Origin of the sequence: Neobacillus niacini (assembly GCF_031457145.1) — a bacterium.
GTDB lineage: Bacteria > Bacillota > Bacilli > Bacillales > Cytobacillaceae > Neobacillus > Neobacillus niacini_J.
In genome coordinates, this window is record NZ_JAVDVZ010000005.1 from 355,675 (window position 1) to 382,143 (window position 26,469).

Here is a 26,469-nt window from a genome sequence, read left to right on the forward strand (position 1 = left end):
GATTGGAGTTGGTAGAATGAAGTGGTCTGAACTTAGTATTCACACTACAAACGAAGCGGTTGAACCAATATCGCATATTTTACATGAGGCCGGTGCAAGCGGCGTAGTTATTGAGGATCCTTTTGAACTAACAAAGGAAAGGGAGGATCAATTCGGGGAAATCTACCAACTCAATCCAGATGATTACCCTGAAGAAGGCGTTATTGTAAAAGCCTATCTGCCAGTAAACAGTTTCTTGGGTGAAACTGTAGATGCGATAAAAGAATCAGTAAATAGCCTTATTGTTCATAATATCGATATAGGATTAAATAAAGTGACCATTAGTGAAGTGAACGAAGAGGAATGGGCTACAGCATGGAAGAAATATTATCATCCTGTTAAAATTTCAGAGAAGTTTACTATCGTACCTACTTGGGAGATATACACTCCAGTAAGCAGTGATGAATTAATCATTGAACTGGATCCTGGTATGGCTTTCGGAACCGGAACACATCCGACTACAGTCATGTGTATCCAAGCTTTAGAAAAGTCTGTCAGGCCAGGTGACAGGGTCATTGATGTTGGAACTGGCTCCGGTGTTCTTAGTATTGCTGCTGCCATGTTAGGCGCAGAGGATGTCCGTGCCTTTGATTTAGATGAAATAGCTGTAACTTCAGCAAGACTAAACATAAAGCTCAACAAAGTAAATGACAAAGTAACCACTTCGCAAAATAATCTCTTAGATGGTGTAGAAGAAAATTCTGCAGATGTTATCGTTGCGAATATTTTAGCTGAAGTTATTTTGCGGTTTACAGATGATGTAGCACGTGTAGTTAAACCTGGCGGCTCTTTCATAGCTTCAGGGATTATTCAGCAGAAGAAGGATATGGTTAAAGAAGCACTAATTTCTTCTGGATTTGAAATCACGGAAACAATCTTAATGGAAGATTGGGTTGCCATAATCGCGAAAAGGGTATAATGCTTACAAAAAGGGGATTAACCCCTTTTTTTCTATTTCCATTCTTTATATAAAGTCTTTATTTTAGTAAAATAAAGAGTAAATGTTTTTAGAGGGGTGCATCGCATGCAACGGTACTTTGTTAAACACCGAACAAATGAAAATAGTTTTGTAATCGATGCGGATGATCGTCATCATATGATTAAGGTTATGCGTATGGAGATTGGGGACAAAGTCATTTGTGTAGATCCTAAGGGGGACACAGCTGTCTGTGAAATTGCAAAAATTACCGATGAACATGTCGTTGTAGACGTTGTACAATGGATAGATGAGAAGTCAGAGCTTCCTATTTTAGTCACGATTGCAAGTGGACTGCCAAAAGCGGACAAACTTGAATGGATTATTCAAAAAGGTACAGAGCTTGGTGCCCATGAATTCATTCCATTCTCGGCCCGCCGTTCGGTTGTAAAATGGGATGAAAAAAAATCTGCTAAAAAAATAGATCGATGGCAAAAAATTGCTAAAGAAGCAGCAGAGCAAGCCCATCGCGGAATGGTGCCTGATATTGTTAGCCCGATGAATTTTAAAGCTTTGATAGAAAAAAGTAAAAACTTTGATTATAAATTAGCTGCTTATGAGGAAGAAAGCAGAAGCGGTGAATCATCTATCTTCTCAGCAACGATACAAAAAATGAAACAAGGCGAATCGCTGCTGATTGTTTTCGGTCCTGAGGGTGGACTAGCTGAAGAAGAGGTTGGCTTTCTACAAGAAAATGATTTTGTCCTTTGCGGGTTAGGTCCGCGGATATTAAGAACGGAAACGGCGCCCTTATATGCTCTAGCGGCGATTTCCTACCATTTTGAATTATTGAGGAGATGAATAAAATGCCAACAGTCGCTTTTCATACACTTGGATGTAAGGTAAATCATTATGAGACTGAAGCAATCTGGCAATTGTTCAAGCATGAAGACTATGATCGAGTTGATTTTGAGTCAATCTCTGATGTCTATATTATAAATACTTGTACGGTAACAAATACGGGCGACAAAAAAAGCCGCCAAGTCATTCGCCGTGCAGTTCGTAAAAATCCTGATGCTGTAATTTGTGTGACTGGATGTTATGCACAAACATCTCCCGCAGAGATTATGGCGATACCTGGTGTTGATATTGTAGTCGGAACCCAGGATCGGGTGAAAATGCTTGAATACATTGAGCAATATAAAACAGAACGCCAGCCGATTAACGGTGTAGGCAATATCATGAAAAATCGTGTTTACGAAGAGCTTGATGTTCCAGCGTTTACCGATCGAACACGCGCTTCGTTAAAAATTCAAGAGGGTTGTAACAATTTCTGTACCTTCTGCATTATTCCTTGGGCACGTGGCTTAATGAGATCACGTGATCCAAAGGAAGTTATTCGTCAAGCACAGCAGCTTGTTGATGCAGGTTATAAAGAAATCGTATTAACCGGGATTCACACGGGTGGATATGGTGAGGATATGAAGGATTACAATCTAGCCTTGTTGCTTCGTGATTTGGAAGCTCAAGTAAAAGGACTGGAACGACTCCGAATTTCATCTATTGAAGCTAGTCAAATTACCGATGAAGTAATTGAAGTAATTAAGCATTCTAACATCATTGTTCGTCACTTGCATATCCCGATTCAGTCTGGATCGAATACTGTATTAAAAAGAATGCGACGTAAATATACGATGGAATTCTTTGGCGAAAGATTAGACCGTTTAAAAGAAGTACTTCCTGGTCTTGCTGTTACATCAGATGTTATTGTTGGCTTTCCTGGTGAGACAGAAGAAGAATTTATGGAAACTTATAATTTTATTAATAAAAATAAATTCTCAGAGCTTCATGTTTTCCCTTATTCTAAGCGCACAGGAACGCCTGCAGCCCGGATGGAGGACCAAGTTGATGAAGAGGTTAAGAATGAGCGTGTACACCGCTTAATTACCCTTTCTGATCAGTTGGCAAAGGAATATTCATCACGATTTGAAAGTGATGTGTTAGAAGTCATTCCTGAGGAAGAATTCAGTACAGGTATGTATGTAGGTTATACAGACAATTATTTGAAAGTTGTATTCCCTGCAACAGAAGACATGATTGGTAAACTTGTTAAAGTAAAAATTACAAAAGCTGGTTATCCGTACAATGAAGGACAATTTGTCCGTATTGTTGAAGATAATCGTGTAAAATCAGATGTATTTGCAGAAGAAGAAGCTGCCATTTAAGGGACCTATTTGGTCCCTTTTTTTCATGATATTTGGGTATTCTATTGTTAGAAAGATTGAAAATTGAAAGGAGTCTATACTCATGGCTACTACTAACGTTGCTGCAATGATTGACCATACACTGTTAAAAGCCGACGCTACTCAGCAGCAAATTGAAATTCTTTGCCAGGAGGCTAAAGAACATAAATTCTTTTCCGTTTGTGTGAACCCCACTTGGGTAGGCACTGCAAGAGAATTATTAAGTGGCAGTGGTGTGAAGGTTTGTACCGTTATTGGATTTCCATTAGGAGCCACAACATCCGAAACAAAGGCTTTTGAGACAAACAATGCAATTGAAAATGGAGCAGATGAAGTTGATATGGTAATTAACATCGGTGCTTTGAAAGATAAAAATGATGACTTGGTTGAAAAAGATATCCGTGCAGTTGTTGAAGCAGCAAAGGGCAGGGCATTAACAAAGGTCATTATAGAAACGAGCTTGTTAACAAGGGAAGAAAAGATTCGTGCCTGTGAGCTAGCAGTAAAGGCAGGAACAGATTATGTGAAAACATCTACTGGATTCTCTACAGGTGGTGCTACTGTTGAAGATATCAAGCTCATGAGAGAAACGGTAGGACCAAATATTGGTGTAAAAGCATCTGGCGGGGTTAGAAATACCGAGGATACGGAAAAAATGATTCAAGCCGGTGCGACAAGAATTGGCGCAAGTGCAGGAGTTGCCATTCTAAAAGGATTAACAGCTACTTCTGACTACTAAAAAGGACGGCCAAGGCCGTCTGAGGTTAGAGAGAAACTAACGGATCCCATTATGAGGGCAATAAGTTTGAAGCGTGATCTCCAGACCTCAATCAGGGGTATTGAGGACAAAACTAACGAGCATACCGAAAGGATTAGTTCTCAATCAGGGGTATTGAGGACAAAACTAACGAGCATACCGAAAGGATTAGTCCTCAATCAGGGGTATTGAGGACAAAACTAACGAGCATACTGAAAGGATTAGTCCTCAATCATGGGTATTGAGGACAAAACTAACGAGCAGCATACTGAAAGGATTAGTCCTCAATCAAAGACGGCCAAGGCTGTCTTCTTTTTGTTTATATTACTTTGTTTTTCCACCATGTATCCTCAAAATCATTTCACCAAATTTCGTGGCAAAAGGTAGTACCATAATCGAGGAAACCACATTAAAAATGACACTAATATGAGCTAACTGGATCATTTTTTCTTCTGCTAATAAATGGGCATTTTCGGACAGTGCTGGGATAAAGGGAGTAAACAGTAATACTCCAGCTACATTGAGCCAAACATGTGCAAATGCAGCCAATCTAGATTCTTTTCCACCTCCAATCGAAGCAATCATTGCAGTAATACATGTACCAATATTGGCACCAAATACGATAGCAATACCTGCATCCAGGTGGAGCAGACCTGCAGTTAAAAAACCCATAGTGATCCCGGTCATAGCTGTACTTGATTGAATAATGGAAGTAATGACTGCTCCAGTTAAAATACTCAAAAGGATATTATCGTTTATGGAGAGGATAAAATTATTGATGAATGGGAGTGCGGTTAACGGCTTAGCTAGAAGCTCAAAACCTTTCATAGATGTAAAGACTGAGGCGATTCCAAAGGTGACCATACCGATGCTTCTAATCTTTATAGATTTAAAAAAGGTAAGTAAGGCTCCAATGATAGCAAGTGGTACTAGAAATTTATCAAGATTGAAGGTAATTAGCTCTGTTTTAAAGGTTGTTCCGATATTTGTACCCAAAATAATCCCGATAGATTGAGGAAAAGTCATGATTTTTGCTGAAATTAAGCCAATCGTTATGACCATGACTGCTGAACTGCTCTGTAATAATGCAGTAACAAAGGTGCCTGTCACCATACCTTTTAGTGGTGTACTTGTTAGTTTTGCCAGCCATCCTTTTAATTTATTCCCCGATAAATTAAATAATCCAAACCTTATTATGGTCATGCCGAATATAAATAATAAGATAAATAAAATAAATAATACTAGGTATAGCATGTATTCACCCCTCGCTTAATTCTATGCCTTAGGGGGGAGGACATGCCAAATTTATGGTGGGTTATTCAATAAATTATGGATTTATGAATAAAAATATCAAAAGCTTGATTCAACTCTGGAAATACAGTTGACCTAATTTCTATGATATATTATAATTGCAAGGTACATGGATTGAATGTAAGTGTGTTGTGTTTCGGAGGGAGGGAAAGAGAATGTCTAAAACCGTCGTTAAGAAAAACGAATCGCTTGAAGATGCTCTTCGTCGCTTCAAACGTACAGTATCAAAAACTGGTACTTTGCAAGAGGCAAGAAAGCGCGAATTCTACGAAAAGCCAAGTGTAAAGCGTAAGAAAAAGTCTGAAGCAGCAAGAAAACGTAAGTTCTAAGAGAGGGTGTAATTTATGAGTCTTCTCGAGCGTTTAAATACTGACATGAAACAAGCGATGAAAAATAAGGAAAAAGACAAACTCATAACGATTCGGATGGTAAAAGCTTCATTGCAAAATGAAGCGATTAAGCTTGGAACAAAAGAGCTTTCCGAAGATGCTGAGTTAACTATCCTTTCTCGCGAAGTGAAGCAACGCAAAGAATCCCTCCATGAATTTGATAAAGCAGGTCGTCAAGACCTTGTTGATAAATTGCGTGCAGAATTGGCTATCGTCGAACTGTATTTACCGAAGCAGCTTTCCGAAGAAGAGTTGTCAGAAATTGTTAAAGAAACAGTCTCTGAAGTCGGTGCAAAATCAAAAGCGGATATGGGAAAAGTGATGGCTGCGATTATGCCTAAAGTAAAGGGTAAAGCAGACGGGTCACTTGTAAATAAATACGTACAACAACACCTTTCATAATTATTCTGACAACCAAGGCCGCAAGCGTATAGCTTGCGGTTTTTCATTTTGGGAAGTTGAAACTTATTTGGATATGAAACGTATACATAGTGTCGACATGAAAGGAGGATAAATATGGTTGAGTTTTTAACAAACCCTGTCGTTGTAACGTTGCTATTAACGATTGCAGGGGCAGCTATAGTCTATGAACTGTTTTCGTCAAAGTTTGGAATATCTGGATTCATAGGTTTATTTGCATTACTTCTTTTCTTTTATGGTCATTTTCAAGCTGGTCTTGCAGGATTTGGAACGATCCTGTTATTTGCTGTAGGAATTATGCTAATTTTCTTAGAATTTTTTCTTCCAGGGGCCATTTCAGGAACACTAGGATTGGCAGCATTAATCGCAAGTCTTTTCATAGCAGGAGAAAATCCATTGAATATGGGAATATCGATTTTTATTGCTATTTGTATTTCAATTGCTGTCCTATTTTTTATGATCAAGGTCCTAGGCAAGAAAATGGTTTTATTTAATCGAATGATTCTGTTTGATACCGCCAAAAAAGAGGATGGCTATGTGTCTAATGTGAATCGTACCGATTTATTGGGTAAAGAAGGCATTGCATTGACTGTATTAAGACCATCAGGAACAGCCGTTTTTAATAGTGAAAGAATTGATGTTGTAACTGAAGGCGATTTCATCGATAAAAATACAAAGGTTACTGTCATCAAAGTTGAAGGAGTACGGATTGTTGTTAGAAAAGTATAATAAATGACTAATAGGGGGTAATTGAATTGACTAGTGCAAGTCTATTTATGATCGGCATCGTTGTTGTTGCATTAATTTTTCTTGGTATATTATTATCATTTGTTCCGGTAATGCTGTGGATTTCTGCCCTGGCTGCAGGGGTTAGAATTAGTATCTTCACATTAGTAGGGATGAGACTTAGAAGGGTTACTCCGAGTCGAGTAGTTAATCCACTTATCAAAGCACATAAAGCAGGATTAAATGTAACCACTAATCAGTTAGAAAGTCACTACTTAGCTGGCGGGAATGTCGATAGAGTGGTAAATGCTTTGATTGCTGCACACCGTGCAAACATTGAGTTATCCTTTGAACGCTGCGCTGCGATTGATTTGGCGGGACGTGATGTATTAGAAGCGGTTCAAATGAGTGTTAATCCTAAAGTGATTGAAACACCGTTTATTGCCGGTGTTGCCATGAATGGGATAGAAGTTAAAGCTAAAGCAAGGATTACCGTCCGTGCCAATATCGAGCGTCTTGTCGGGGGTGCGGGTGAAGATACTGTCGTAGCTCGTGTAGGTGAAGGGGTCATATCGACGATTGGTTCCTCAATCGACCATAGTAAAGTACTTGAGAATCCTGAACTGATTTCGCAAACAGTATTAGCTAAAGGGTTAGATGCAGGTACCGCTTTTGAAATTCTATCGATTGATATTGCAGATGTTGATTTAGGCAGAAACATTGGTGCTGAGCTGCAAACGGAGCAAGCGGAAGCCGATAAGAAAATTGCCCAAGCAAAAGCAGAAGAGCGAAGGGCTATGGCTGTTGCTACAGAACAGGAAATGAAGGCAAAAGTAGAAGAAATGAGAGCAAAAGTTGTAGAGGCAGAGGCAGAGGTGCCGCTGGCAATGGCAGAAGCATTAAAATCCGGTAATATCAGTGTCATGGAATATATGAATTATAAAAATATTTCTGCTGATACAGATATGCGCGGTTCTATCGGAAAAATGACCGGTGAGAAAAAAGATGACCAGTAATCTTCCTCAGAAGGAGGTCGGGCATGGAAACAATATTATTTTTAATTATTGCCGGTATTCTTTCAACAATTTTTGGTAAAGCAAAGGGTAAAAATAGTCCAGGAAGAACCAAACCTTTTACGGCAAAAGGTTTTGATGATTTTCGCACAAAGGTTGAACAACAAATGGCGGGCTTCCCGAAAAAAACAGGACCTATCTCTACAGGGCAGCCTGTGGAGCAAAAATTCCAAAATATAGAGGGAAATTATCAACAAATGAAGACCAATTCTCCAGAGATGACTGTAGAGCCAGTGAAGCCGAATGTATCTACGAGAATAGCAGTTGAGACAGTGGATATTTCTTTAAAAAAACCAGACAACACAACCATTGTTAATGGTATCATTTGGGCAGAAATCTTAGGAGAACCACGATCAAAAAAACCATACATTCCAAGAAAAAGCTAAATTAATTATTTTAAATCACAGAGTATAAATAGAAAAAAAGTGCTAGAACCCCTATTCATTTCATAATATGAGATGAAAGGGGGTTCTTTTTTTATGGCAAAAAAATGGGGTCTGCGTGTCCGGAACTGGATGGCACAAAAAATGGATCTTCCTCAAGATGTCATGATGGACTTACCCCGGATTACCATGATCGGGCAAATCCATATTTACATTGAAAATCATAGAGGGTTGATAACCTTTACCGATAAAGAATTGCGTCTGTTGTTAAAACAGGGCCAATTGCAAATAAAAGGAAAGTCTTTCGTGATAAAGACCATTTTGCCTGAAGAGATTTTGCTTGAGGGGAAAATTGATCAGGTCCTATATATAAATGAAAATCCAGGAGGAACAAAATGAAAAACAAATGGATCGAATTTTTAACTGGCAGAGTAACCGTTAAAGTGTCGGGGAGAGGTATAGAAAGATTCATAAATGTCTTAACAAGAAACGGCTTGATGGTATGGAATGTAAAACGACATGGTACTGAAACGATCACCTTTACGATGAGACTTAAAGATGCATTGAAAATTAGACATTATGCACGAGAAAGAGATTGTTCCATTTCGTTTTTAAAAAGGGCTGGGATGCCTTTTTTATTTAAGCGATTATTGAAAAATAGCGGGTTTGCAGCAGGTGCATTTCTATTTTTCTTACTTATTATGCTATTATCCAATGTCATTTGGGGAATAGAAATTAAAGGTGCAAAGCCTGCAACCGAGTATCAGATTCGCAAAGAATTGGACAAGATGGGGGTAAAGATTGGGAAAGTTCAATTGTTTGTGGATAATGTAGAAGGGATTCAAAGGAAGTTAACAAACAATGTTGGAAATCTTACATGGGTAGGTGTGGATTTAAAGGGGACAACCTATCATCTTCAAGTGGTCGAGAAGAAAGAACCTGAGAAGGTCGAACAATTAGCACCAAGAAATCTTGTCGCGAAAAAGAAAGCCATCATTGACTCTATGTACGTAGAAACTGGGCAGAAAATGGTCGATATTCATGACCATGTAGAAGCCGGGGAATTACTTGTATCTGGCGTTATTGGCAGGGAGGGTCAAACACAGCAAATAGCGGCTGTCGGAGAGGTCTGGGGGGAAACGTGGTATAGAAGCCATGTTGAGCTCCCATTAGAAACGAATTTCTTTGTGTTCAACGGTCAAGAAAAGCAAAAGCACTCTCTCATCTTAGGAAATATTGAGATTCCTATATGGGGATTTGGCGAACCTGAATTCAAGGACTATGAAGCAGAAAAGAATGTAAAGAAAATTAATTTTATTAATTGGGAGCTGCCTATTTCCATTGGTAATGAAACACTAAGAGGACGTGAAGAGTTTACCCGGACGTATACCGAAGCAGAAGCAGAAAAAAATGCTCTTGATCTAGCAAAAAATAAAATAAAAAGTGGTTTAGATGAAGAAGCTATCATAAAAGATGAAAAAATTTTACACAAAGAGTTGAAAGATGGTAAAGTTATCCTAGATATCCACTTTAAGGTTATCGAAAATATTGCGGTTGGACAACCAATTCCCAAGGAGACTCCTGAATGACAGAAAAGTTAAAAACAATGAATGTACAACTAGAAAATCCATCTGAAGCAATTGCCCTCCTAGGCAATGCCGATTCTAATGTAAAAATAATTGAAGAAGAATTGAAAGTATCGATTGTCACGCGAGGAGAATCTGTCAGCTTATCTGGTGATGAAGAAAAAGTAGTACTTGCCAGTCAGATTCTTGATAAGCTTATTTTTGTAATTAGAAAGGGTGTAACCATCAGCCAAAGGGATGTCTTGTCCGCCATTCAAATGGCGCAAAAAGGGACACTTGATTATTTTGATAATCTTTACGACGAAGAAATTGCTAAGAATGTAAAAGGAAAAACGATTCGAATTAAAACGCTTGGACAAAGACAATATGTAATGGCCATAAGACAAAAGGACCTTGTATTTGGGATTGGACCGGCTGGGACAGGCAAAACGTATTTAGCCGTTGTAATGGCGGTCAATGCGTTAAAAAATGGACAGGTAAACAAGATTATTTTAACAAGACCTGCAGTTGAGGCTGGAGAAAGCCTTGGATTTTTACCAGGTGATTTAAAAGAGAAGGTTGATCCTTATTTACGCCCCCTATATGACGCTCTGAATGATATACTCGGTTCAGAACACACCCAAAGATTAATTGATCGTGGAACGATTGAAATTGCTCCACTTGCCTATATGAGGGGTCGGACGTTGGATGATGCCTTTGTTATATTAGACGAGGCCCAAAATACTACTCATGCACAAATGAAGATGTTTTTAACACGTCTTGGCTTTGGTTCAAAAATGGTTATTACTGGTGACAAAACGCAAATTGATTTACCGAAAGGTGCCAAGTCAGGTCTAATAGCGGCCGAAAAGATCTTACTGGGTGTCAATGGAATTTCCTTTGTATTCTTAGAACAAAGTGATATTGTTCGTCACCCATTAGTGGGCAGAATTATTGAGGCGTATGAGAAGAAACCACTTCCAAATTAGAGCGCAAGATTAGGGATAAACCATTCACTAGGTTTATCCCTTTTGCCATATATTTGTACCAAATACCTTTAAAAAAGGTCCTACTTTTAATAGAGGATGAAACTTAAGGGGAAAACTGTTATCATTTTACAAGAGGCTGTTATCGCATTTATAAAAATCCATGAAAAGTGACTTACATAAAGCTGTTCTACATAGGTGATTACGGTTTAATTTAGGTGCTTTTGGGGGGAGTAAGTTGAAAAAAATACAGCAGTATTTAATACAAATAAAAAAGCTTCTCGATTATACCTTCTTCCGAGTGGTTGTTTTTGTTGTTTTAGGAATAATACTATTTACCTCTTTGTACGGGAACGTAAAGCCTGAGAAACTTGATGTAGGTCTGTTAACAGTGGCGGAGAAGACCATTCGATCACCGGCAACAGTAGAGGATAAAATTAGTACCGAAAAAAAACGAAAAGATGCCTTGGACCAAGTAAAAGATGTCTATACATTAAAAAAAGAATATTCCTCCAATCAGGTTGCTTTAATTACATCTATTTTTGACTCAGCTTCTGAGGTGAATGATGAAATTGAGGATGAGACAAAAAAACAAAACGCGATTGATGAAGACCCTATTGAGTTTATCAAACCAACGGTAGAAGAAAAAGTAACTATGCTTAAAGCAAAGCTAACGGATCGTGTCATAAAGGATCTTTCAGACCGTGTTTTTACTGCACTTGTACAGGCCAGTAATGATGAATTATCGATTGCCAAAGACTTAACCGTAACAGCCATAAACAATGTAATGAACAAACGAATTTCTGCAGATGATGTAGAAAATGCAAAAAAAGGTCTAGAAGAAGAATTAAAATTTACTACTTTGAATGGTGACTTAAAGAATTCAGCCATTGAATTAGGAAGATATGCGGTCATTCAAAATGAGTTTTATGATCCAGAAGCAACAGAAGAGCTGCGTAAGCAAGCTGGAGAAACTGTTGAGCCGGTAAAAATCCTACAAGGACAAATTATTATTGAAGAGGGTAAATTAATCCGACAGGAAGAGTATCGACAGCTTGAACTAGTAGGTCTATTGGATAATAAACAATCCTATAAACCATTTATTGGGTTGATTATCTTACTCACAATCATTTTGACTGCTGTTTACTTTTATTTCTATCAAATGAAGGAGCAGCCAGAAAAGAGGCAGACAAATTTTCTTTTGTTTGGAATTATTTTTTTACTGACATTTTTCATTTTAAAAATCATCAGTATGCTGCAAATTTTTAATTATTCAGGAATCGGTTACTTATTTCCTGCTGCTATGGGCGGATTGTTATTGAAAATATTAATAGATGAGAAACTTGCTATTCTGTCATCTATTATCTTTTCTATTTTCGGAAGTATTTTATTTAACGAAGGGGTTTCTGGTACGCTCAATTTTTCAATGGGGATCTATATCTTGTTTAGTGCCCTTGCAGGCGTGCTCTTTTTAAGTAACCAGAATCAGCGCTCTAAAATCCTTCAAGCTGGGTCTTTTACTGCTGCCGTCAATCTATTTACGATTTGGGCACTTATGTTTTTGCCAAACGGACAATTTTCTGGGTTAGAATATGGGTATTATATATTAACAGCCATTTTTTCAGGAATCAGTTCTGCTGTATTGACGATGGGATTATTACCACTATTGGAAACCAGCTTTGGTATTCTCTCAACAATGAAATTAATTGAGCTCTCTAATCCTAATCATCCACTCCTTAGGAAAATCTTAATGGAAGCACCAGGAACCTATCATCATAGTGTTATGGTTGCTAATTTAGCTGATGCTGCCTGCGAAGCAATTGGTGCAAATGGGCTGTTAGCAAGAGTAGGCTGTTATTACCACGATATTGGTAAAACAAAACGACCAAACTTTTTCATAGAAAACCAAATGCACCATGACAATCCACATGATCGCTTACAGCCTGAAAAAAGTGCTAATATCATTATTTCACACGTAACAGATGGGTCCGCTATATTAAAGAAATACAATATGCCAAAGGAAATCATCCGAATCGCTGAACAGCACCACGGTACCACCTTGTTGAAATACTTTTTCCATAAGGCGTCTCAAGGCGGAGAAGATGTGAATGAAGAAGATTATCGATATCCTGGACCAAAGGCACAAACTAAAGAATCAGCGATTGTTGGTATTGCTGACAGTGTAGAGGCAGCCGTTAGATCCCTTAACCAGCCAACTCCTGAGACCATTGAGTCGTTGGTTAAGAAGATTGTTGCAGACCGTCTTCAGGATGGGCAATTAAATGAATGTGACTTGACTTTAAAGGAGTTAGAGACAGTATCCCACTCTTTTTGTGAAACGTTAAAGGGAATTTTCCACTCGAGAATTGAATATCCAGAAATGACAAAGAAGGTGATTCAAGTATGAACAAGTTGATGATTGATTTAGTTGATGAAACCAATCAACTGTCAGATGTGCAATTGGATGAAATCGAAAAGCTGTTAAATTTTGCAGCCAATAAAGAAAATGTTGATAATCATAGTGAAGTATCTATAACCTTTGTATCCAATGAAAGAATTCACGAAATTAACCTGGAATACAGAGATAAAGACGCCCCTACGGATGTTATTTCCTTTGCAATGGAAGAGCTCGGAGAAGGTGAAATCGAATTGATAGGGGCTGAGCTTCCCCGTGTGTTGGGGGATATCATCGTTTCATTACCTAAGGCAGAAGAACAGGCAAAAGAGTATGGACATTCCTTTAATCGTGAATTAGGCTTTTTGTGTGTCCATGGTTTCCTCCACCTTTTGGGGTATGATCATATGGAAAAAGATGAGGAAGAAAAAATGTTTTCTCGACAAAAGGAAATTTTAGACGACTATGGACTCACGAGATAAACCCGTTCGGTTATGGAAATCCTTTTCTTATGCTTTAACAGGCATTAAGACTGCCCTTTGGTTAGAAAGAAATATGCGCATCCATTTGATTGCTTCCATATTTGTAATTGGCTGTTCGTTGTACTTTTCTATAAGTAAATTTGAATGGTTATTTGTTATTGTTGCAATCGGTGGAATCTTTTCTCTAGAATTAATTAATACAGCCATCGAGCGTGTAGTGGATATGATTACAGATAAGTACCATCCGCTTGCTAAACAAGCAAAAGATTTAGCAGCCGGTGCGGTCTTTATTTATGCTGTAACTGCAGTAGTGATTGGAATCTTCATCTTTTTACCGCATGTTCTTAGATGGCTATAAGACTTATTTTTTGGCATTATTTGAAATGGAATTGCAAATTCGGTACAATTACTTATCAGCCTTATGGTTGATATAGTTAAATTAGTTGATTTTTATGAAAATTCAAATTTTTATATTACTTTTTTGCAACAAGTGATGATTTTGTGACATTTTTAGGGTAAAATAAAGAAAGCAGCAGATTACTGCTCGAAGGGAAGATTGAACTTTGAACACCGAGAAATTAATCGAAGAATCAAAGAAAGCAAGAGAAAAAGCCTATGTTCCATATTCTAAGTTTGGGGTAGGAGCAGCTTTATTAACAACAGATGGAAAAGTATATCATGGATGTAACATAGAAAATGCCGCTTATAGCATGTGCAATTGCGCTGAACGTACTGCATTGTTTAATGCGTATTCTCAAGGTGATCGAGATTTTACAATGCTTGCCGTTGTCGCTGATACTGAACGCCCCTGCTCACCATGTGGAGCATGCCGGCAGGTAATCTCAGAACTATGTCCCCAAGACATGAAGGTCGTTCTAACAAACCTAAAAGGTGATATTCAAGAAGTTACTGTAGCTGAATTGCTTCCAGGCGCCTTTTCTCCGGAGGATTTAAATGCTGAGTAATGATAATAAAGGGTATAAATCAGGTTTTATTTCAATTATTGGGCGCCCAAATGTAGGAAAATCAACATTCCTTAATCGGGTTATTGGTCAGAAAATTGCTATTATGAGCGATAAACCTCAAACAACTCGTAATAAAATACAGGGTGTATTAACGTTAGAAGATACCCAAATGGTTTTTATAGATACACCAGGGATTCATAAGCCAAAGCATAAACTAGGCGACTTTATGATGAAGGTTGCTCAAAACACATTAAAAGAAGTTGATTTAATCCTATTTATGGTAAATGCCGAGGAAGGATTTGGCCGTGGGGAAGAATTTATCCTTGAAAAATTCGAAACCGTTAACACACCTATCTTCCTTGTTATAAATAAAATTGATCAAATACACCCAGATGAATTACTGCCACTAATTGAATCATATAAAGAAAAGTATCCTTTTAAAGAAATTGTTCCTATTTCAGCACTTGAAGGAAATAATGTGGAACGTTTACTAGAACAAATTAAAGTTTATTTACCTGAAGGGCCGCAGTATTACCCGGCTGATCAAGTAACAGACCATCCAGAAAGATTTATTATCACAGAATTAATCCGAGAAAAAGCGCTGCACTTAACACGTGAAGAAATTCCGCATTCCCTTGCTGTTGTTCTAGATAAGATGGAACGTCAACACGGAGGTAAGGATATCATCCATGTAATGGCTACTGTTATTGTGGAGAGAGATTCTCAAAAAGGCATCATTATTGGGAAACAAGGGAGTATGCTCAAAGAAATTGGGAAGCGTGCCCGAGTAGATATTGAGAATCTCTTAGGGTCAAAGGTTTTCTTAGAGCTTTGGGTTAAAGTTCAGAAGGATTGGCGAAATAAAATGTCCCAACTACGCGATTTTGGCTTCAATGAAGATGAATATTGATACTATACACCCTAACAAAAATATTATCGTTTTTATGAAATTATGCATGGACAACATTAACAAAATTTTCGTCTTATGATTTTTGCTTAGGCAGGCTATGATAATTGTAAGGTTTGGGATTCTTAAAAGGCTAGTCTATATCATGAAAGGTGGGGTTTTCGATGATGGATTTTACGTGGAAAGTATTCCTACAGACAGGTAATATTGACACTTATCTTCTCTTTAAAGAGCTTGAGAAGGAAAACCAAGAAATACCCGGAAATCAGAATGAAGATCTAGCGCAAATGGATTTTCCCGTTTCATAAGTTTGTCTAATGTATCGGGATGGTGACAACTATGCTTCAAAAATGTGAAGGCATCGTCATTAGAACTACAGATTATGGTGAAACCAATAAAATTATCACCCTATATACAAGGGAATGGGGAAAGATTGGCGTTATGGCTAGAGGAGCTAAAAAGCCGAACAGCCGGCTTTCCTCCATTACCCAGCTTTTTACACATGGTTATTATCTAGTCCAAAGAGGTTCTGGATTAGGAAGTGTTCAACAGGGAGAAATGATTACTAGCTTTCGAGCAATTGGTGAGGATATATTTTTAACTGCTTATGCCAGCTATATTGTTGAATTAACAGATAAATCTACTGATGATAAAAAACCAGACCCATTTCATTTCGAACTTCTTTTTCAAACACTTAATTATTTGAACGAAGGCTATGATCCGGATATCCTAAGGAATATCTACGAAATGAAAATGCTTGCTGTGTTGGGATTACATCCAATACTAAATCAATGTTCCGTTTGCGGCAGCACAGACGGACTTTTTTCTTTTTCCATCCGTGAAGGCGGGATTATATGTCATCGTTGCTTGGATAAGGATCCGTACCATTATAAATTATTGCCATCATCTGTCAAATTATTACGGCTATTTTATTTTTTTGATCTTTCAAGATTAGGAAATATCTCAGTTAAACAGGAAACTAAAGATGAATTAAAAGCAGTCATTTCCGCTTACTATGAAGAATATTCCGGTCTATATCTAAAATCCAAAAAATTTCTTCAGTCGATGGAAAAATTTCGAAATCAATTATAGTGGCTTATTGACTTTTAATTTAGAGTTCGATAACATGTGTTTAAATAATAATATATAATGCTACGAAGGAAAAGAGTACTTGGCAATCTCTATAAAAGCGAACCTAGGATGGTGTGAGCTAGGGTATAGGGCACTAAGGAAGGCGTTCTGGAGCATTTCGTGTACTTTACACATGTAAAAGAGGCTGCTTTTACCGCAGCAAATAGGGTGGAACCGCGGGTAACTCTCGTCCCTATGCTTTTTAAAAGCATAGGGACGGGAGTTTTTTATTTTATTAAGGAGGAGTAATGAAAATGAAAGTATCAATGGAGCAAATTGTCTCTCACGCGAAACATAGAGGTTTTATTTTTCCTGGATCAGAAATCTACGGTGGTCTGGCAAATACATGGGATTACGGCCCACTTGGAGTAGAATTTAAAAACAATATTAAACAAGCCTGGTGGAAGAAATTTGTTCAAGAATCTCCATACAATGTTGGTTTGGACGCTAGCATTCTAATGAATCCAAGAACTTGGGAAGCATCCGGACATATCGGTAACTTTAATGATCCAATGATGGATTGTAAAAACTGTAAAGCTAGACATCGAGCCGATAAGTTAATTGAAAATGCGCTTGATGAAAAGGGAATAGAAATGGTGGTTGATGGGCTTCCATTTGATAAAATGGAGGAACTTGTTAAAGAACATAATATTGCCTGTCCTGACTGCGGCAGTCATGATTTTACTGGAATCCGCCAATTTAATTTAATGTTCAAAACCTTCCAAGGGGTAACGGAGTCTAGTGCGAATGAAATTTTTCTTCGTCCTGAAACAGCACAAGGGATATTTGTTAACTTTAAAAATGTCCAGCGTACAATGAGAAAGAAATTACCTTTTGGAATTGCCCAAATCGGAAAAAGCTTCCGTAATGAAATCACGCCAGGGAATTTCACGTTCCGAACTCGCGAATTCGAACAAATGGAGCTTGAGTTTTTCTGTAAGCCAGGTGAGGAGCTAACATGGTTTGATTATTGGAAGAATTTTGCTGAGCAATGGCTTCATTCCTTAGGATTAAACAAAGAAAATTTAAGACTTCGTGACCATTCAGATGATGAACTTTCTCATTATAGTAATGCGACTACAGATTTTGAATATAAATTCCCATTTGGCTGGGGAGAACTTTGGGGAGTAGCTTCAAGGACAGACTATGATCTGAAACAGCATATGCAATTTTCTGGCGAAGATTTCAATTATATCGACCCAGAGACAAATGAAAGATATGTCCCGTTCTGTATCGAGCCTTCACTTGGCGCAGACCGAGTAACCTTAGCATTTTTAATCGATGCCTATAACGAAGAACAGCTTGAAGATGGGACATCCAGAACAGTCATGCACTTCCATCCAGCACTGGCACCATTTAAAGCAGCGGTTCTTCCATTGTCTAAAAAACTTTCTGAAGAAGCAAGGGAAGTCTATGAAACACTGGCAAAGCATTTTTCTGTTGACTATGATGAAGCAGGATCAATCGGAAAACGTTACCGCAGACATGACGAAATTGGTACCCCTTTCTGTATCACCTTTGACTTTGATTCTAAAGAAGACAAAATGGTAACCATTAGAGACCGTGACACAATGGAACAAACTCGTGTTCCAATCGCTGAATTAGTTACTTTCATTCAAACAAAAATTATGTTTTAGTAATGTAGAGGGTGCGGATTATTTCCGCACCTCTACATAATGGATTATATATGGTGGTGAGAAAAATAGAACTATCCAAACGCCAAGAAACTATCATTCAGATTGTAAAGGATAATGGACCTATCACTGGGGAGAGTATTGCTGAGCAACTGAACTTAACAAGAGCCACATTAAGACCGGATTTATCGATTTTAACAATGGCTGGATTTTTAGACGCAAGACCTCGGGTGGGATATTTTTATACAGGGAAATCAGGAACTGCGCTATTAACTGAAAGTCTTCAGAAGATACTTGTGAGAGATTATAATTCCATTCCTATCATTGTGAAGGAAAATGTTTCGGTTTATGACGCAATTTGTACAATGTTCCTTGAGGATGTGGGAACATTATTTGTTGTAGACCAAAATTCTCTATTAGTCGGTGTGTTATCACGAAAAGATCTGCTCCGAGCAAGTATTGGCAAACAAGAACTTACTGCGCTGCCAATCAATATCATTATGACTAGAATGCCTAATATTACGACTTGTGAAATGGATGACTCCTTGGTTGATGTGGCGAAATTATTAATTGATAAACAAATCGATGCATTACCTGTAGTAAGGCAATCAGAAAATGGGTTTGAAGTTATTGGCAGAATAACGAAGACGAATATCACAAAAGCATTTGTTGCCTTGGGAAATGAGTGATTAATATAAAATCCCTAGGTCTGGACTAGATAATAATAAAAAGTATTTCCGAAAGGAGCTGTTGAGAAAGAATGATTACACCTGTTATATATGTGGTATCTGATTCAGTGGGGGAAACAGCTGAATTAGTTACAAAAGCGGCAATCAGCCAGTTTAATGGGTCAGGTATGACATTGAAAAGATTTCCTTATGTAGAGGATAAAGAACATATTGATGAAGTAATTTCGCTTGTTACAATGGATCATGCAATGATCGCTTTTACTTTAGTAAAACCAGATATGCGTGTCTATATCAAGGAAAAAGCAGACGAAGCAGGAATATATGCGGTAGATTTAATGGGTCCAATCATGGATCAAATCCAAATCTTTAGCGGGAAAACCCCACTGTGTGAACCTGGACTGGTAAGAAAACTTGATGAAGACTATTTTAAAAAAGTAGAAGCCATCGAGTTTGCAGTTAAATATGATGATGGACGTGACCCAAGAGGAATATTAAAGGCGGATATTGTCTTAATTGGAGTATCCCGGACATCCAAAACTCCTTTGTCACAATATCTTGCTTTAAAACGTTTAAAAGTTGCAAATGTACCTCTTGTTCCAGAAGTGGACCCTCCAGAGGAATTATACAAAGTACCTGCAGAGAAATGCTTTGGACTAAAAATCAGCCCCCAAAAACTAAATAATATTAGACGGGAACGGTTAATCTCACTAGGACTAAATGATCAGGCAAGCTATGCCAATATTGAAAGAATTCGTGATGAATTAACCTTCTTTGAAAAAATAGTAAATAGAATTAATTGTCCGGTTATAGATGTAACCAATAAGGCAGTTGAAGAAACTGCAAATGTTATTTTAAATTACTTTCATAAAAGAAGAGCTTAACACATAATCTTAGATTATGTGTTTTTCATTTATCGATAAAAAAGTATGGAAATGTCTGAAAGAATGTACTATAATAAAAAATTGTGATAAAAATGAATCTTTTAGGTTTAGACTTGCATGTATACGAATAAACTATTTATTGTTAGATGTCAAGGGAACCTTCAGAAAAAAATTCGACATAAGTCTTAAGGCTATTCAGATTTATTTATTTATAAATTCTGATTGGATAAGTAAACTACCCCTCTGCCCTAGACCTGCAACGGCTTGCCAATTGGCGAGTTTACTTTAAAAAGTTAGCATTTTAAAGAAGGAATATGCGGAGTGATGTAGAATTAATACTTATACAAAAGCATTCCAACTATTTTTGTCGATGCAGATTCATGCCCGGTAAAAGAGGAAATTGTCGAAATTGCTTCTGCATTTTCCGGAAAAGTTCTTTTTAGCGCTTCTTATGATCATCATGGAAACAATAAGACTACATATGCGAATGCAACATGGAAATATATTGATTCCAGAAAAGAAGCTGCGGACTTATTCATCATGAATCATACAGCAAAGGGGGATATTACTGTTACACAGAATATTGGACTTGCCATTTTTGATGATTGAACAAAATTTGTTATATAAATAACAAAAAATTTGTCGAACTATGCAGGAATTTAGAATTATTTGTAGAATAAGTACAATTGGAGATGTTTTCATGGCAGAACGGATTGCCGAAGAAAAAATCAATCAAATTCGTCAGTCTGTTGATATTGTTGAATTAATTAGCGAATATGTTCAACTAAAAAAACAAGGACGAAATTACTTCGGATTATGTCCTTTCCATGGAGAAAACTCCCCATCTTTTTCCGTTTCAACCGATAAACAAATTTATCATTGCTTTGGATGTGGAGCGGGAGGTAATGTTTTTTCATTTTTAATGGAGCTAGAAGGAATTACCTTTCTAGAAGCTGCCGTTAAATTAGCTGAAAAGGCTAATATTGACTTACAAGTAAACTTCTCAGCAAATGGGAAGGGGAAGAGTGTTTCTCCAGAACTTCAGTCGATGCTGGACGCGCATGAACTCTTGCAAAAATTTTACCATCACTTATTGGTAAATACAAAAGATGGTCAACATGCGTTAGAGTACTTGCTGAATAGAGGATTTACCCGAGAATCAATTGATAAATTTCAAATTGGTTATTCATTAAATTCGTGGGATTTTGGATACAAATTTCTTACCAAAAGAGATTTTTCACCAGAATTGATGGAAAAGGCCGGATTGATTATCAAACGAGAAAGGGATGGAACTTATTTTGATCGATTCCGAGATCGAATTATGTTTCCTATTTCTGACCGCAATGGAAACACGATTGCTTTTTCAGGGAGATCATTAGGGGCAGATGAGCCCAAATATTTAAATAGTCCCGAAACAGTAATCTTTAATAAAAGTAAAATTTTATATAATTTTCATTTGGCCAAACCAAGTATACGAAAATTACAGCAAGCAGTTCTTTTTGAAGGTTTTGCTGATGTCATTGCTGCTGATAAGTCTGGTGTGGAAAATGGTATTGCTACAATGGGCACTTCCTTGACAGAAGAGCACATCACCCTTATCCGGCAAAATACCCAGTCTATAACCATTTGTTTTGATTCAGACAAAGCAGGTATTGAAGCAGCTTTTAGAGCTGGTAATATGCTCATTGACGCAGGCTGTTCCATCAAAGTTGCCATGATGCCAGATGGACTTGATCCAGATGAATATATAAAAAAAAATGGCCCAGAAAAGTTTCGAAATGAGGTCATAAGTGCAAGTCTTACCTGGATGGCATTTAAATTTCTTTACTTTCGAAGAGGAAAAAATCTTCAAATTGAAGGAGATCGGCTTGCCTATATCGAAACAATACTTAAGGAAATAAGTAAATTGACAAAAGCTGTTGAAAAAGATCACTATTTGCGGCAGCTTGCCTCAGAGTTCTCCATTTCTTTAGAGGCCTTACAGCAACAACTAAAACAAGTTTTCTTTACGGAAAAAAGGAAATCAAATGGTCAAACTCCGCCAGTTAACAAGCCGAGTACTTTTGTTAAACAGGAGAAAAGATTACCGCTTGCACATTTTACGGCAGAACGGCGATTAATTGCCCATATGTTGAAAGATCGGGATACAGCTTATAAGGTTCAGGATTTATTGCAAGGCAACACGTTTAATACTGATGAACATCAGGCAATAATAACTTATCTAATTGGTTTTTACGAAGAGCATATGAATCCTGATTCTAGTGCATTTTTAACCTATATTCAAGATGGCAATCTTAGAAGAATCGTCGCTGATATAGAAATGATGTCAGTAAATGATGAATTAAGCAGCCAAGAATTAAACGATTATATCAAACAGGTGTTGAATTATCAAAAATTGTTAAAGATAAAAGAAAAAGAAGTGGAACTGAAAGAAGCAGAGCGGCAAAGTGATTATAGTCAAGCAGCTGCAATTGCTACTGAAATCAAACAATTGCGTAAATCGCTATAGATTCCATTTTTAATGTCTTTGATTCTGGAAGGAGGGGGACATATGGCTGAAAAATCAGCTCGTTCAAAAGAGGCCGAGAATGAATTGACCTTCGAACAAGTAAAAGAACAGTTAACGGTACTGGGAAAAAAAACCGGCGTCCTTGCCTACGATGATATTGCTGAAAGAATGGCAAATTTTGAATTAGAATCCGATCAAATGGATGAATTTTATGAATTCCTCGGTGATCAAGGAATCGAATTAGTAGGAGAAAGTGACGAGGAAGATCCAAACCCTAAGCAATTAGCAAAAAGTGGTGACGATGAGTTTGATTTAAACGATCTTAGCGTTCCTCCTGGAGTTAAAATAAACGATCCTGTTCGTATGTACTTAAAAGAAATTGGCCGCGTAGACTTACTTTCCGCTGAAGATGAAATAAAGCTGGCTAACCGAATTGAGGGTGGCGACGAAGAAGCGAAACGACGCCTAGCTGAAGCAAACCTTCGCCTTGTAGTAAGTATTGCAAAACGCTATGTTGGCCGCGGTATGCTATTTCTTGATCTTATTCAAGAAGGGAATATGGGACTAATCAAAGCAGTAGAAAAATTTGATTATCGTAAAGGTTTTAAATTCAGTACGTATGCTACATGGTGGATACGCCAAGCCATCACAAGAGCGATTGCTGACCAAGCTAGGACCATTCGTATTCCTGTGCATATGGTTGAAACTATTAATAAACTTATCCGTGTCCAGAGACAATTACTTCAGGACCTTGGTCGGGAACCAACTCCAGAGGAGATTGGTGAAGATATGGATTTAACACCAGATAAGGTTAGAGAAATCTTGAAAATTGCTCAAGAGCCTGTCTCTCTTGAAACTCCTATAGGTGAAGAAGATGATTCACACCTTGGTGATTTCATTGAAGACCAAGACGCTACTTCGCCTTCGGAGCATGCTGCCTATGAATTATTAAAAGAACAGCTTGAAGATGTCCTAGATACCTTAACAGACCGTGAAGAAAATGTTCTTCGCTTACGCTTTGGATTGGATGACGGACGCACCCGCACTCTTGAAGAGGTCGGAAAAGTATTTGGTGTTACCCGTGAACGTATCAGACAAATTGAAGCAAAGGCATTGCGTAAATTACGACATCCAAGTCGAAGCAAACGCCTCAAAGACTTCTTAGAATAAATAAATTAAAGATAGTTTACTTCTCTCTAGAGGTAGACTATTTTTTTCGCTAAATGGAAATGAAAGCACTTTCTGTATTTGTTATTATTTTACTGAATTGTTTTACACTTTGCAAATAGGTAAAAATAATCTTTCTATTTTTAATCACAAATCATTTTTGCAATAAAGGTTTATCTCTATTGCAACCCATAATCATTCATTAGTAATCAAAAGAAAATTATATTCAAAAATAACTAAAAATATTTTTAAACTTTTGATATTGGGAAGACTAAAAAGGCTGACTTTATAAAAGCATTTAGCTTTTTTCTAAATATTATCGTGACAAAATAAGTTTAGGGCTTTTCCTTCTTAAGTTTTTAAAGTAAAATAGTAGTTGTTTGTAGAAGACTATTTATTTACAGTTATACGTACATAAGGGAGGTTATATGATGAATCGAAATCCGGTAATTCCTTACATCCTGATCTTTGTTTTTGGAATCGGACTAATGTTCTTATTGTCTTTCAAAGGCCTCGGGGATATGGATGAGCTTGCCAAGGAAAAAGAGGGTGGTGGAACAACCGAAGAAACGGTTGCTGCTACTCCTGAAGACATCTACAAGTCATGTATAGGCTGTCACGGTGACGCTTACCAAGGGGGAATGGGTCCTGCTCTAACAGGTGTTGGCGACAGGTTATCCAAAGATGAAATCAAAGAAGTAATCACCAAGGGTAGAGGAAACATGCCAGGCGGTATGGTTAAACCAGAGCAAGCCGATGAAATGGCTGATTGGTTAGCAAATATTAAATAAATTTTCAAAGAAGAGGTCCTTTGCTTTTTGTAAAGGACTTTTTTTATACTAGATGTAATACATACAAAGTGGTGAATGATTTGAATACGGATAAATTATCAGTTCGGTTAGAAACGGTAGCAAAATATGTGCTAAAGGAATCGAAGCTTGCGGACATTGGTTCTGATCATGCTTATTTACCTAGTTTTCTTGTTAAAAACGGTCAAATCTCCTTTGGTATAGCTGGAGAAGTAGCAAAAGGTCCATTTCAATCTGCGGAAAAAAATGTTTTAGCAGAAGGGCTTGCTGACAGGATATCAGTACGGATGGGGGATGGGCTGGAAGTGATTCAGCCTGGCGATGTAGATTGTATTACAATAGCCGGAATGGGTGGCAGTCTAATTGCAAGTATTTTAGAAAATGGTAATGAAAAACTAGATTCCGTAAAACGTCTTGTGTTACAGCCCAATATTAATGCAATCGCTATTCGAAGTTGGTTAATCGAAAACAATTGGGAACTGGTTGCTGAGGAAATCATCGAAGAAGATAGTAAGATTTACGAGATTTTAGTAGCAGAAAAAGGAGATCCTTTAAAGCCTTACTGTGACATACCATTAGAAACTGGTCTTCTAGTTGGACCTTTTCTTCTTCAAGGAAAAGAAAAGGCATTTAAAAAGAAATGGAGCTTAGAAAAGAAGAACTGGAAACGGATTTATGAGCAGCTTGAAAGTGCAGCACCTTCAGCGGAAACCGAGGAGAAAAAACAAGAGCTCATAAAGAAAATATCACTTATCGAGGGGGTATTGGACAATGAAGACAGCGAATGGACATGAAATCATTCAACTATTTGAACAGTTCTCTCCAAAAGGTCTTGCAATGGAAGGGGATAAAATTGGCTTACAAATCGGACGCTTGAACAAGAAAATGAATAAAATCATGATTGCCTTAGATGTACTAGAAGAAGTAATAGATGAAGCCATTGAAAGAGATGTACAGCTGATTATTGCCCATCATCCACCAATCTTTCGACCTCTTAAAAATGTCCTGACAGATACTGTACAGGGAAGAATGATTGAAAAACTGTTAAAGCATGATATAGCTGTCTATGCGGCCCATACTAACCTGGATGTGGCAAATGGAGGAGTAAATGACCTCTTGGCTGATGCACTTGGTTTGGAACATGCTGAAGTGCTCGTCCCAACCTTTGAAACAAAGCTTAAGAAATTAGTTGTCTATGTACCTTCAAGTCACGCCGTAGAGATTAGGAAGGCCCTAGGCAATGTCGGTGCAGGTCATATCGGCAATTATAGCCATTGTTCTTTCTCAAGCGGAGGCACAGGAAGGTTTTTACCAGAGGCAGGGACAAACCCCTATGTCGGGCAGCAAGGACAGCTAGAAGAGGTAAAAGAAGTAAGAATTGAAACAATTATACCGGAGCACCTGTTAAAAAAGGCAGTAACGGCTATGGTAAAAGCCCATCCATATGAAGAGGCTGCCTATGATGTTTACCCTGTTGAAAATAAAGGCGAGGTCCTTGGTCTTGGCAGAATCGGAACAGTGGATGAAATGACTTTGGGAGAGTTTGCAGAGAGAGTGAAAACAGCTCTAGAAGTTGATAGGGTCCGCGTGGTTGGAGATTTGACTTCAAAGGTAAAAAAGGTCGCTGTATTAGGTGGAGATGGAAACAAATATTTCAAGCACGCCAAGTTTAAAGGCGCTGATGTTTATGTTACTGGAGATATTTATTATCATACAGCGCATGATGCGATGATGGAAGGATTAAACATGATTGACCCTGGTCATAATGTCGAAAAAATCATGAAAAAGGGTGTTACCAACATACTATCAAAAATGTGCAAGGAATCTGGCTATGAAGTAGAGATTTTTGCATCTGAAGTGAATACGGACCCGTTTAAATATATATAAGATTGGTTATGCCTGAAAATCAAGGCTTCGCTGTTGCAAAGATAGTATGATTGTACCCGAAAAACTTGGTAGAGCGGAAATTGGGTAACAATAGTAGCATGATTTTGCCTGAAAAACTTGGTAGAGCGGAAATTGGGTAACAATAGTAGCATGATTTTGCCTGAAAAACTTGGTAGAGCGGAAATTGGGTAACAATAGTAGCATG

The 26,469-nt window shown here is 37.7% G+C and carries 29 protein-coding genes and 1 other annotated feature; of the genes, 28 read left to right on the forward strand and 1 reads right to left on the reverse strand.

Translation table 11 applies throughout. The annotated features are described in order from the left end of the window. The first annotated feature begins 16 nt into the window (after nucleotides 1-16). The 4 genes from prmA to deoC all read left to right on the forward strand — a co-directional run bounded on the left by prmA (nucleotide 17) and on the right by deoC (nucleotide 3,937). Nucleotides 17-958 carry a 50S ribosomal protein L11 methyltransferase gene (gene prmA, locus J2Y03_RS15275; protein WP_132088509.1) on the forward strand — a complete coding sequence of 314 codons (942 nt, stop codon included), beginning with the start codon at nucleotides 17-19 and terminating at the stop codon, nucleotides 956-958. Between the two features lie 105 nt (nucleotides 959-1,063). Then, entirely contained in the window at nucleotides 1,064-1,816 is a 753-nt protein-coding gene (locus J2Y03_RS15280; RefSeq protein WP_310195478.1) for a 16S rRNA (uracil(1498)-N(3))-methyltransferase, read from the forward strand. Nucleotides 1,817-1,821: 5 nt separating this feature from the next. Then, the gene (gene mtaB / locus J2Y03_RS15285; protein ID WP_132088503.1) at nucleotides 1,822-3,180 is read left to right on the forward strand and encodes a tRNA (N(6)-L-threonylcarbamoyladenosine(37)-C(2))-methylthiotransferase MtaB; all 1,359 of its coding nucleotides are present in this window, start codon (nucleotides 1,822-1,824) and stop codon (nucleotides 3,178-3,180) included. Nucleotides 3,181-3,262: 82 nt separating this feature from the next. Then, a complete protein-coding gene (deoC, locus tag J2Y03_RS15290) occupies nucleotides 3,263-3,937 on the forward strand; it encodes a deoxyribose-phosphate aldolase (RefSeq protein ID WP_310195480.1) in 675 nt (224 codons plus the stop codon). A gap of 342 nt (nucleotides 3,938-4,279) precedes the next feature. Here the strand turns inward: deoC and J2Y03_RS15295 are convergent, their stop codons facing one another. Further along, nucleotides 4,280-5,209: a Na/Pi symporter gene (locus J2Y03_RS15295; protein WP_310195482.1), complete on the reverse strand. Its 930-nt coding sequence runs from the start codon at nucleotides 5,207-5,209 to the stop codon at nucleotides 4,280-4,282. A gap of 212 nt (nucleotides 5,210-5,421) precedes the next feature. On the opposite strand from J2Y03_RS15295, the gene rpsU reads away from it, so the two are divergent. The 24 genes from rpsU to J2Y03_RS15415 all read left to right on the forward strand — a co-directional run bounded on the left by rpsU (nucleotide 5,422) and on the right by J2Y03_RS15415 (nucleotide 26,264). After that, on the forward strand, nucleotides 5,422-5,595 hold the full coding sequence (gene rpsU / locus J2Y03_RS15300; RefSeq protein ID WP_075686208.1) for a 30S ribosomal protein S21: 174 nt from the start codon (nucleotides 5,422-5,424) through the stop codon (nucleotides 5,593-5,595). Between the two features lie 15 nt (nucleotides 5,596-5,610). Next, nucleotides 5,611-6,057 (forward strand): GatB/YqeY domain-containing protein, encoded by a 447-nt coding sequence (locus J2Y03_RS15305; RefSeq protein ID WP_132088494.1) that lies wholly within the window; start codon nucleotides 5,611-5,613, stop codon nucleotides 6,055-6,057. 114 nt (nucleotides 6,058-6,171) lie between these two features. Further along, nucleotides 6,172-6,804: an NfeD family protein gene (locus tag J2Y03_RS15310; RefSeq protein ID WP_310195484.1), complete on the forward strand. Its 633-nt coding sequence runs from the start codon at nucleotides 6,172-6,174 to the stop codon at nucleotides 6,802-6,804. A 47-nt stretch (nucleotides 6,805-6,851) separates the two neighbouring features. Then, the gene (gene floA / locus J2Y03_RS15315) at nucleotides 6,852-7,817 is read left to right on the forward strand and encodes a flotillin-like protein FloA (protein ID WP_132089092.1); all 966 of its coding nucleotides are present in this window, start codon (nucleotides 6,852-6,854) and stop codon (nucleotides 7,815-7,817) included. Nucleotides 7,818-7,840: 23 nt separating this feature from the next. Next, complete coding sequence (locus J2Y03_RS15320) at nucleotides 7,841-8,260, forward strand: hypothetical protein (protein WP_310195486.1); 420 nt, start codon at nucleotides 7,841-7,843, stop codon at nucleotides 8,258-8,260. 93 nt (nucleotides 8,261-8,353) lie between these two features. Continuing rightward, a complete protein-coding gene (gene yqfC, locus J2Y03_RS15325; protein WP_132088485.1) occupies nucleotides 8,354-8,656 on the forward strand; it encodes a sporulation protein YqfC in 303 nt (100 codons plus the stop codon). After that, the gene (gene yqfD, locus J2Y03_RS15330; protein ID WP_310195489.1) at nucleotides 8,653-9,846 is read left to right on the forward strand and encodes a sporulation protein YqfD; all 1,194 of its coding nucleotides are present in this window, start codon (nucleotides 8,653-8,655) and stop codon (nucleotides 9,844-9,846) included. Before yqfC ends, yqfD begins: the two co-directional genes overlap by 4 nt. After that, nucleotides 9,843-10,811: a PhoH family protein gene (locus tag J2Y03_RS15335; RefSeq protein ID WP_310195490.1), complete on the forward strand. Its 969-nt coding sequence runs from the start codon at nucleotides 9,843-9,845 to the stop codon at nucleotides 10,809-10,811. The genes yqfD and J2Y03_RS15335 overlap by 4 nt, the downstream gene beginning before the upstream one ends. A 235-nt stretch (nucleotides 10,812-11,046) precedes the next feature. Continuing rightward, nucleotides 11,047-13,215 carry an HD family phosphohydrolase gene (locus J2Y03_RS15340; protein ID WP_310195492.1) on the forward strand — a complete coding sequence of 723 codons (2,169 nt, stop codon included), beginning with the start codon at nucleotides 11,047-11,049 and terminating at the stop codon, nucleotides 13,213-13,215. After that, the gene (gene ybeY, locus J2Y03_RS15345; RefSeq protein WP_310195493.1) at nucleotides 13,212-13,685 is read left to right on the forward strand and encodes an rRNA maturation RNase YbeY; all 474 of its coding nucleotides are present in this window, start codon (nucleotides 13,212-13,214) and stop codon (nucleotides 13,683-13,685) included. Before J2Y03_RS15340 ends, ybeY begins: the two co-directional genes overlap by 4 nt. Next, entirely contained in the window at nucleotides 13,669-14,043 is a 375-nt protein-coding gene (locus J2Y03_RS15350; RefSeq protein ID WP_310195495.1) for a diacylglycerol kinase family protein, read from the forward strand. Before ybeY ends, J2Y03_RS15350 begins: the two co-directional genes overlap by 17 nt. 205 nt (nucleotides 14,044-14,248) lie before the next feature. Further along, entirely contained in the window at nucleotides 14,249-14,650 is a 402-nt protein-coding gene (locus tag J2Y03_RS15355; RefSeq protein ID WP_132088467.1) for a cytidine deaminase, read from the forward strand. Further along, the gene (gene era / locus J2Y03_RS15360; protein ID WP_132088464.1) at nucleotides 14,640-15,560 is read left to right on the forward strand and encodes a GTPase Era; all 921 of its coding nucleotides are present in this window, start codon (nucleotides 14,640-14,642) and stop codon (nucleotides 15,558-15,560) included. Before J2Y03_RS15355 ends, era begins: the two co-directional genes overlap by 11 nt. 161 nt (nucleotides 15,561-15,721) lie before the next feature. After that, the gene (locus tag J2Y03_RS15365) at nucleotides 15,722-15,865 is read left to right on the forward strand and encodes a YqzL family protein (protein WP_075686228.1); all 144 of its coding nucleotides are present in this window, start codon (nucleotides 15,722-15,724) and stop codon (nucleotides 15,863-15,865) included. Between the two features lie 31 nt (nucleotides 15,866-15,896). Further along, a complete protein-coding gene (gene recO / locus J2Y03_RS15370) occupies nucleotides 15,897-16,649 on the forward strand; it encodes a DNA repair protein RecO (protein WP_310195498.1) in 753 nt (250 codons plus the stop codon). A gap of 53 nt (nucleotides 16,650-16,702) precedes the next feature. Further along, nucleotides 16,703-16,886 (forward strand) — a binding site (T-box leader). Nucleotides 16,887-16,942: 56 nt separating this feature from the next. Continuing rightward, nucleotides 16,943-18,325 carry a glycine--tRNA ligase gene (locus J2Y03_RS15375; protein WP_310195500.1) on the forward strand — a complete coding sequence of 461 codons (1,383 nt, stop codon included), beginning with the start codon at nucleotides 16,943-16,945 and terminating at the stop codon, nucleotides 18,323-18,325. A gap of 50 nt (nucleotides 18,326-18,375) precedes the next feature. Further along, the gene (locus J2Y03_RS15380; RefSeq protein WP_310195502.1) at nucleotides 18,376-19,011 is read left to right on the forward strand and encodes a helix-turn-helix transcriptional regulator; all 636 of its coding nucleotides are present in this window, start codon (nucleotides 18,376-18,378) and stop codon (nucleotides 19,009-19,011) included. Nucleotides 19,012-19,082: 71 nt separating this feature from the next. Next, entirely contained in the window at nucleotides 19,083-19,892 is an 810-nt protein-coding gene (locus tag J2Y03_RS15385) for a pyruvate, water dikinase regulatory protein (protein ID WP_132088455.1), read from the forward strand. 408 nt (nucleotides 19,893-20,300) lie between these two features. Beyond that, entirely contained in the window at nucleotides 20,301-20,501 is a 201-nt protein-coding gene (locus tag J2Y03_RS15390; protein WP_310195515.1) for a DUF188 domain-containing protein, read from the forward strand. A gap of 91 nt (nucleotides 20,502-20,592) precedes the next feature. After that, nucleotides 20,593-22,401 carry a DNA primase gene (gene dnaG, locus J2Y03_RS15395; RefSeq protein WP_310195503.1) on the forward strand — a complete coding sequence of 603 codons (1,809 nt, stop codon included), beginning with the start codon at nucleotides 20,593-20,595 and terminating at the stop codon, nucleotides 22,399-22,401. Nucleotides 22,402-22,443: 42 nt separating this feature from the next. Then, the gene (gene rpoD, locus J2Y03_RS15400; RefSeq protein WP_132088450.1) at nucleotides 22,444-23,571 is read left to right on the forward strand and encodes an RNA polymerase sigma factor RpoD; all 1,128 of its coding nucleotides are present in this window, start codon (nucleotides 22,444-22,446) and stop codon (nucleotides 23,569-23,571) included. A gap of 428 nt (nucleotides 23,572-23,999) precedes the next feature. Continuing rightward, nucleotides 24,000-24,359 carry a cytochrome c550 gene (gene cccA, locus J2Y03_RS15405; protein WP_132088447.1) on the forward strand — a complete coding sequence of 120 codons (360 nt, stop codon included), beginning with the start codon at nucleotides 24,000-24,002 and terminating at the stop codon, nucleotides 24,357-24,359. An 80-nt stretch (nucleotides 24,360-24,439) separates the two neighbouring features. Further along, nucleotides 24,440-25,171, forward strand: coding sequence for a tRNA (adenine(22)-N(1))-methyltransferase (locus tag J2Y03_RS15410; RefSeq protein ID WP_310195516.1), 732 nt, complete (start codon nucleotides 24,440-24,442; stop codon nucleotides 25,169-25,171). Beyond that, nucleotides 25,149-26,264 (forward strand): Nif3-like dinuclear metal center hexameric protein, encoded by a 1,116-nt coding sequence (locus tag J2Y03_RS15415; protein WP_310195504.1) that lies wholly within the window; start codon nucleotides 25,149-25,151, stop codon nucleotides 26,262-26,264. Before J2Y03_RS15410 ends, J2Y03_RS15415 begins: the two co-directional genes overlap by 23 nt. The last annotated feature ends 205 nt before the right edge of the window (nucleotides 26,265-26,469 follow it).

Excerpts from the sequence above, each read along its gene's own strand:
- J2Y03_RS15320 (WP_310195486.1), top strand. The coding sequence starts at position 7,841 with ATGGAAACAATATTATTTTTAATTATTGCCGGTATTCTTTCAACAATT.
- cccA (WP_132088447.1), top strand. The coding sequence starts at position 24,000 with ATGAATCGAAATCCGGTAATTCCTTACATCCTGATCTTTGTTTTTGGA.
- rpoD (WP_132088450.1), top strand. The coding sequence starts at position 22,444 with ATGGCTGAAAAATCAGCTCGTTCAAAAGAGGCCGAGAATGAATTGACC.
- J2Y03_RS15295 (WP_310195482.1), bottom strand. The coding sequence starts at position 5,209 with ATGCTATACCTAGTATTATTTATTTTATTTATCTTATTATTTATATTC.
- yqfD (WP_310195489.1), top strand. The coding sequence starts at position 8,653 with ATGAAAAACAAATGGATCGAATTTTTAACTGGCAGAGTAACCGTTAAA.
- ybeY (WP_310195493.1), top strand. The coding sequence starts at position 13,212 with ATGAACAAGTTGATGATTGATTTAGTTGATGAAACCAATCAACTGTCA.
- prmA (WP_132088509.1), top strand. The coding sequence starts at position 17 with ATGAAGTGGTCTGAACTTAGTATTCACACTACAAACGAAGCGGTTGAA.
- yqfC (WP_132088485.1), top strand. The coding sequence starts at position 8,354 with ATGGCAAAAAAATGGGGTCTGCGTGTCCGGAACTGGATGGCACAAAAA.
- J2Y03_RS15365 (WP_075686228.1), top strand. The coding sequence starts at position 15,722 with ATGATGGATTTTACGTGGAAAGTATTCCTACAGACAGGTAATATTGAC.
- J2Y03_RS15305 (WP_132088494.1), top strand. The coding sequence starts at position 5,611 with ATGAGTCTTCTCGAGCGTTTAAATACTGACATGAAACAAGCGATGAAA.
- J2Y03_RS15335 (WP_310195490.1), top strand. The coding sequence starts at position 9,843 with ATGACAGAAAAGTTAAAAACAATGAATGTACAACTAGAAAATCCATCT.
- rpsU (WP_075686208.1), top strand. The coding sequence starts at position 5,422 with ATGTCTAAAACCGTCGTTAAGAAAAACGAATCGCTTGAAGATGCTCTT.
- J2Y03_RS15385 (WP_132088455.1), top strand. The coding sequence starts at position 19,083 with ATGATTACACCTGTTATATATGTGGTATCTGATTCAGTGGGGGAAACA.
- J2Y03_RS15310 (WP_310195484.1), top strand. The coding sequence starts at position 6,172 with ATGGTTGAGTTTTTAACAAACCCTGTCGTTGTAACGTTGCTATTAACG.
- dnaG (WP_310195503.1), top strand. The coding sequence starts at position 20,593 with ATGGCAGAACGGATTGCCGAAGAAAAAATCAATCAAATTCGTCAGTCT.
- J2Y03_RS15415 (WP_310195504.1), top strand. The coding sequence starts at position 25,149 with ATGAAGACAGCGAATGGACATGAAATCATTCAACTATTTGAACAGTTC.
- J2Y03_RS15375 (WP_310195500.1), top strand. The coding sequence starts at position 16,943 with ATGAAAGTATCAATGGAGCAAATTGTCTCTCACGCGAAACATAGAGGT.
- J2Y03_RS15280 (WP_310195478.1), top strand. The coding sequence starts at position 1,064 with ATGCAACGGTACTTTGTTAAACACCGAACAAATGAAAATAGTTTTGTA.
- mtaB (WP_132088503.1), top strand. The coding sequence starts at position 1,822 with ATGCCAACAGTCGCTTTTCATACACTTGGATGTAAGGTAAATCATTAT.
- deoC (WP_310195480.1), top strand. The coding sequence starts at position 3,263 with ATGGCTACTACTAACGTTGCTGCAATGATTGACCATACACTGTTAAAA.
- recO (WP_310195498.1), top strand. The coding sequence starts at position 15,897 with ATGCTTCAAAAATGTGAAGGCATCGTCATTAGAACTACAGATTATGGT.
- J2Y03_RS15350 (WP_310195495.1), top strand. The coding sequence starts at position 13,669 with ATGGACTCACGAGATAAACCCGTTCGGTTATGGAAATCCTTTTCTTAT.
- J2Y03_RS15380 (WP_310195502.1), top strand. The coding sequence starts at position 18,376 with ATGGTGGTGAGAAAAATAGAACTATCCAAACGCCAAGAAACTATCATT.
- floA (WP_132089092.1), top strand. The coding sequence starts at position 6,852 with ATGATCGGCATCGTTGTTGTTGCATTAATTTTTCTTGGTATATTATTA.
- era (WP_132088464.1), top strand. The coding sequence starts at position 14,640 with ATGCTGAGTAATGATAATAAAGGGTATAAATCAGGTTTTATTTCAATT.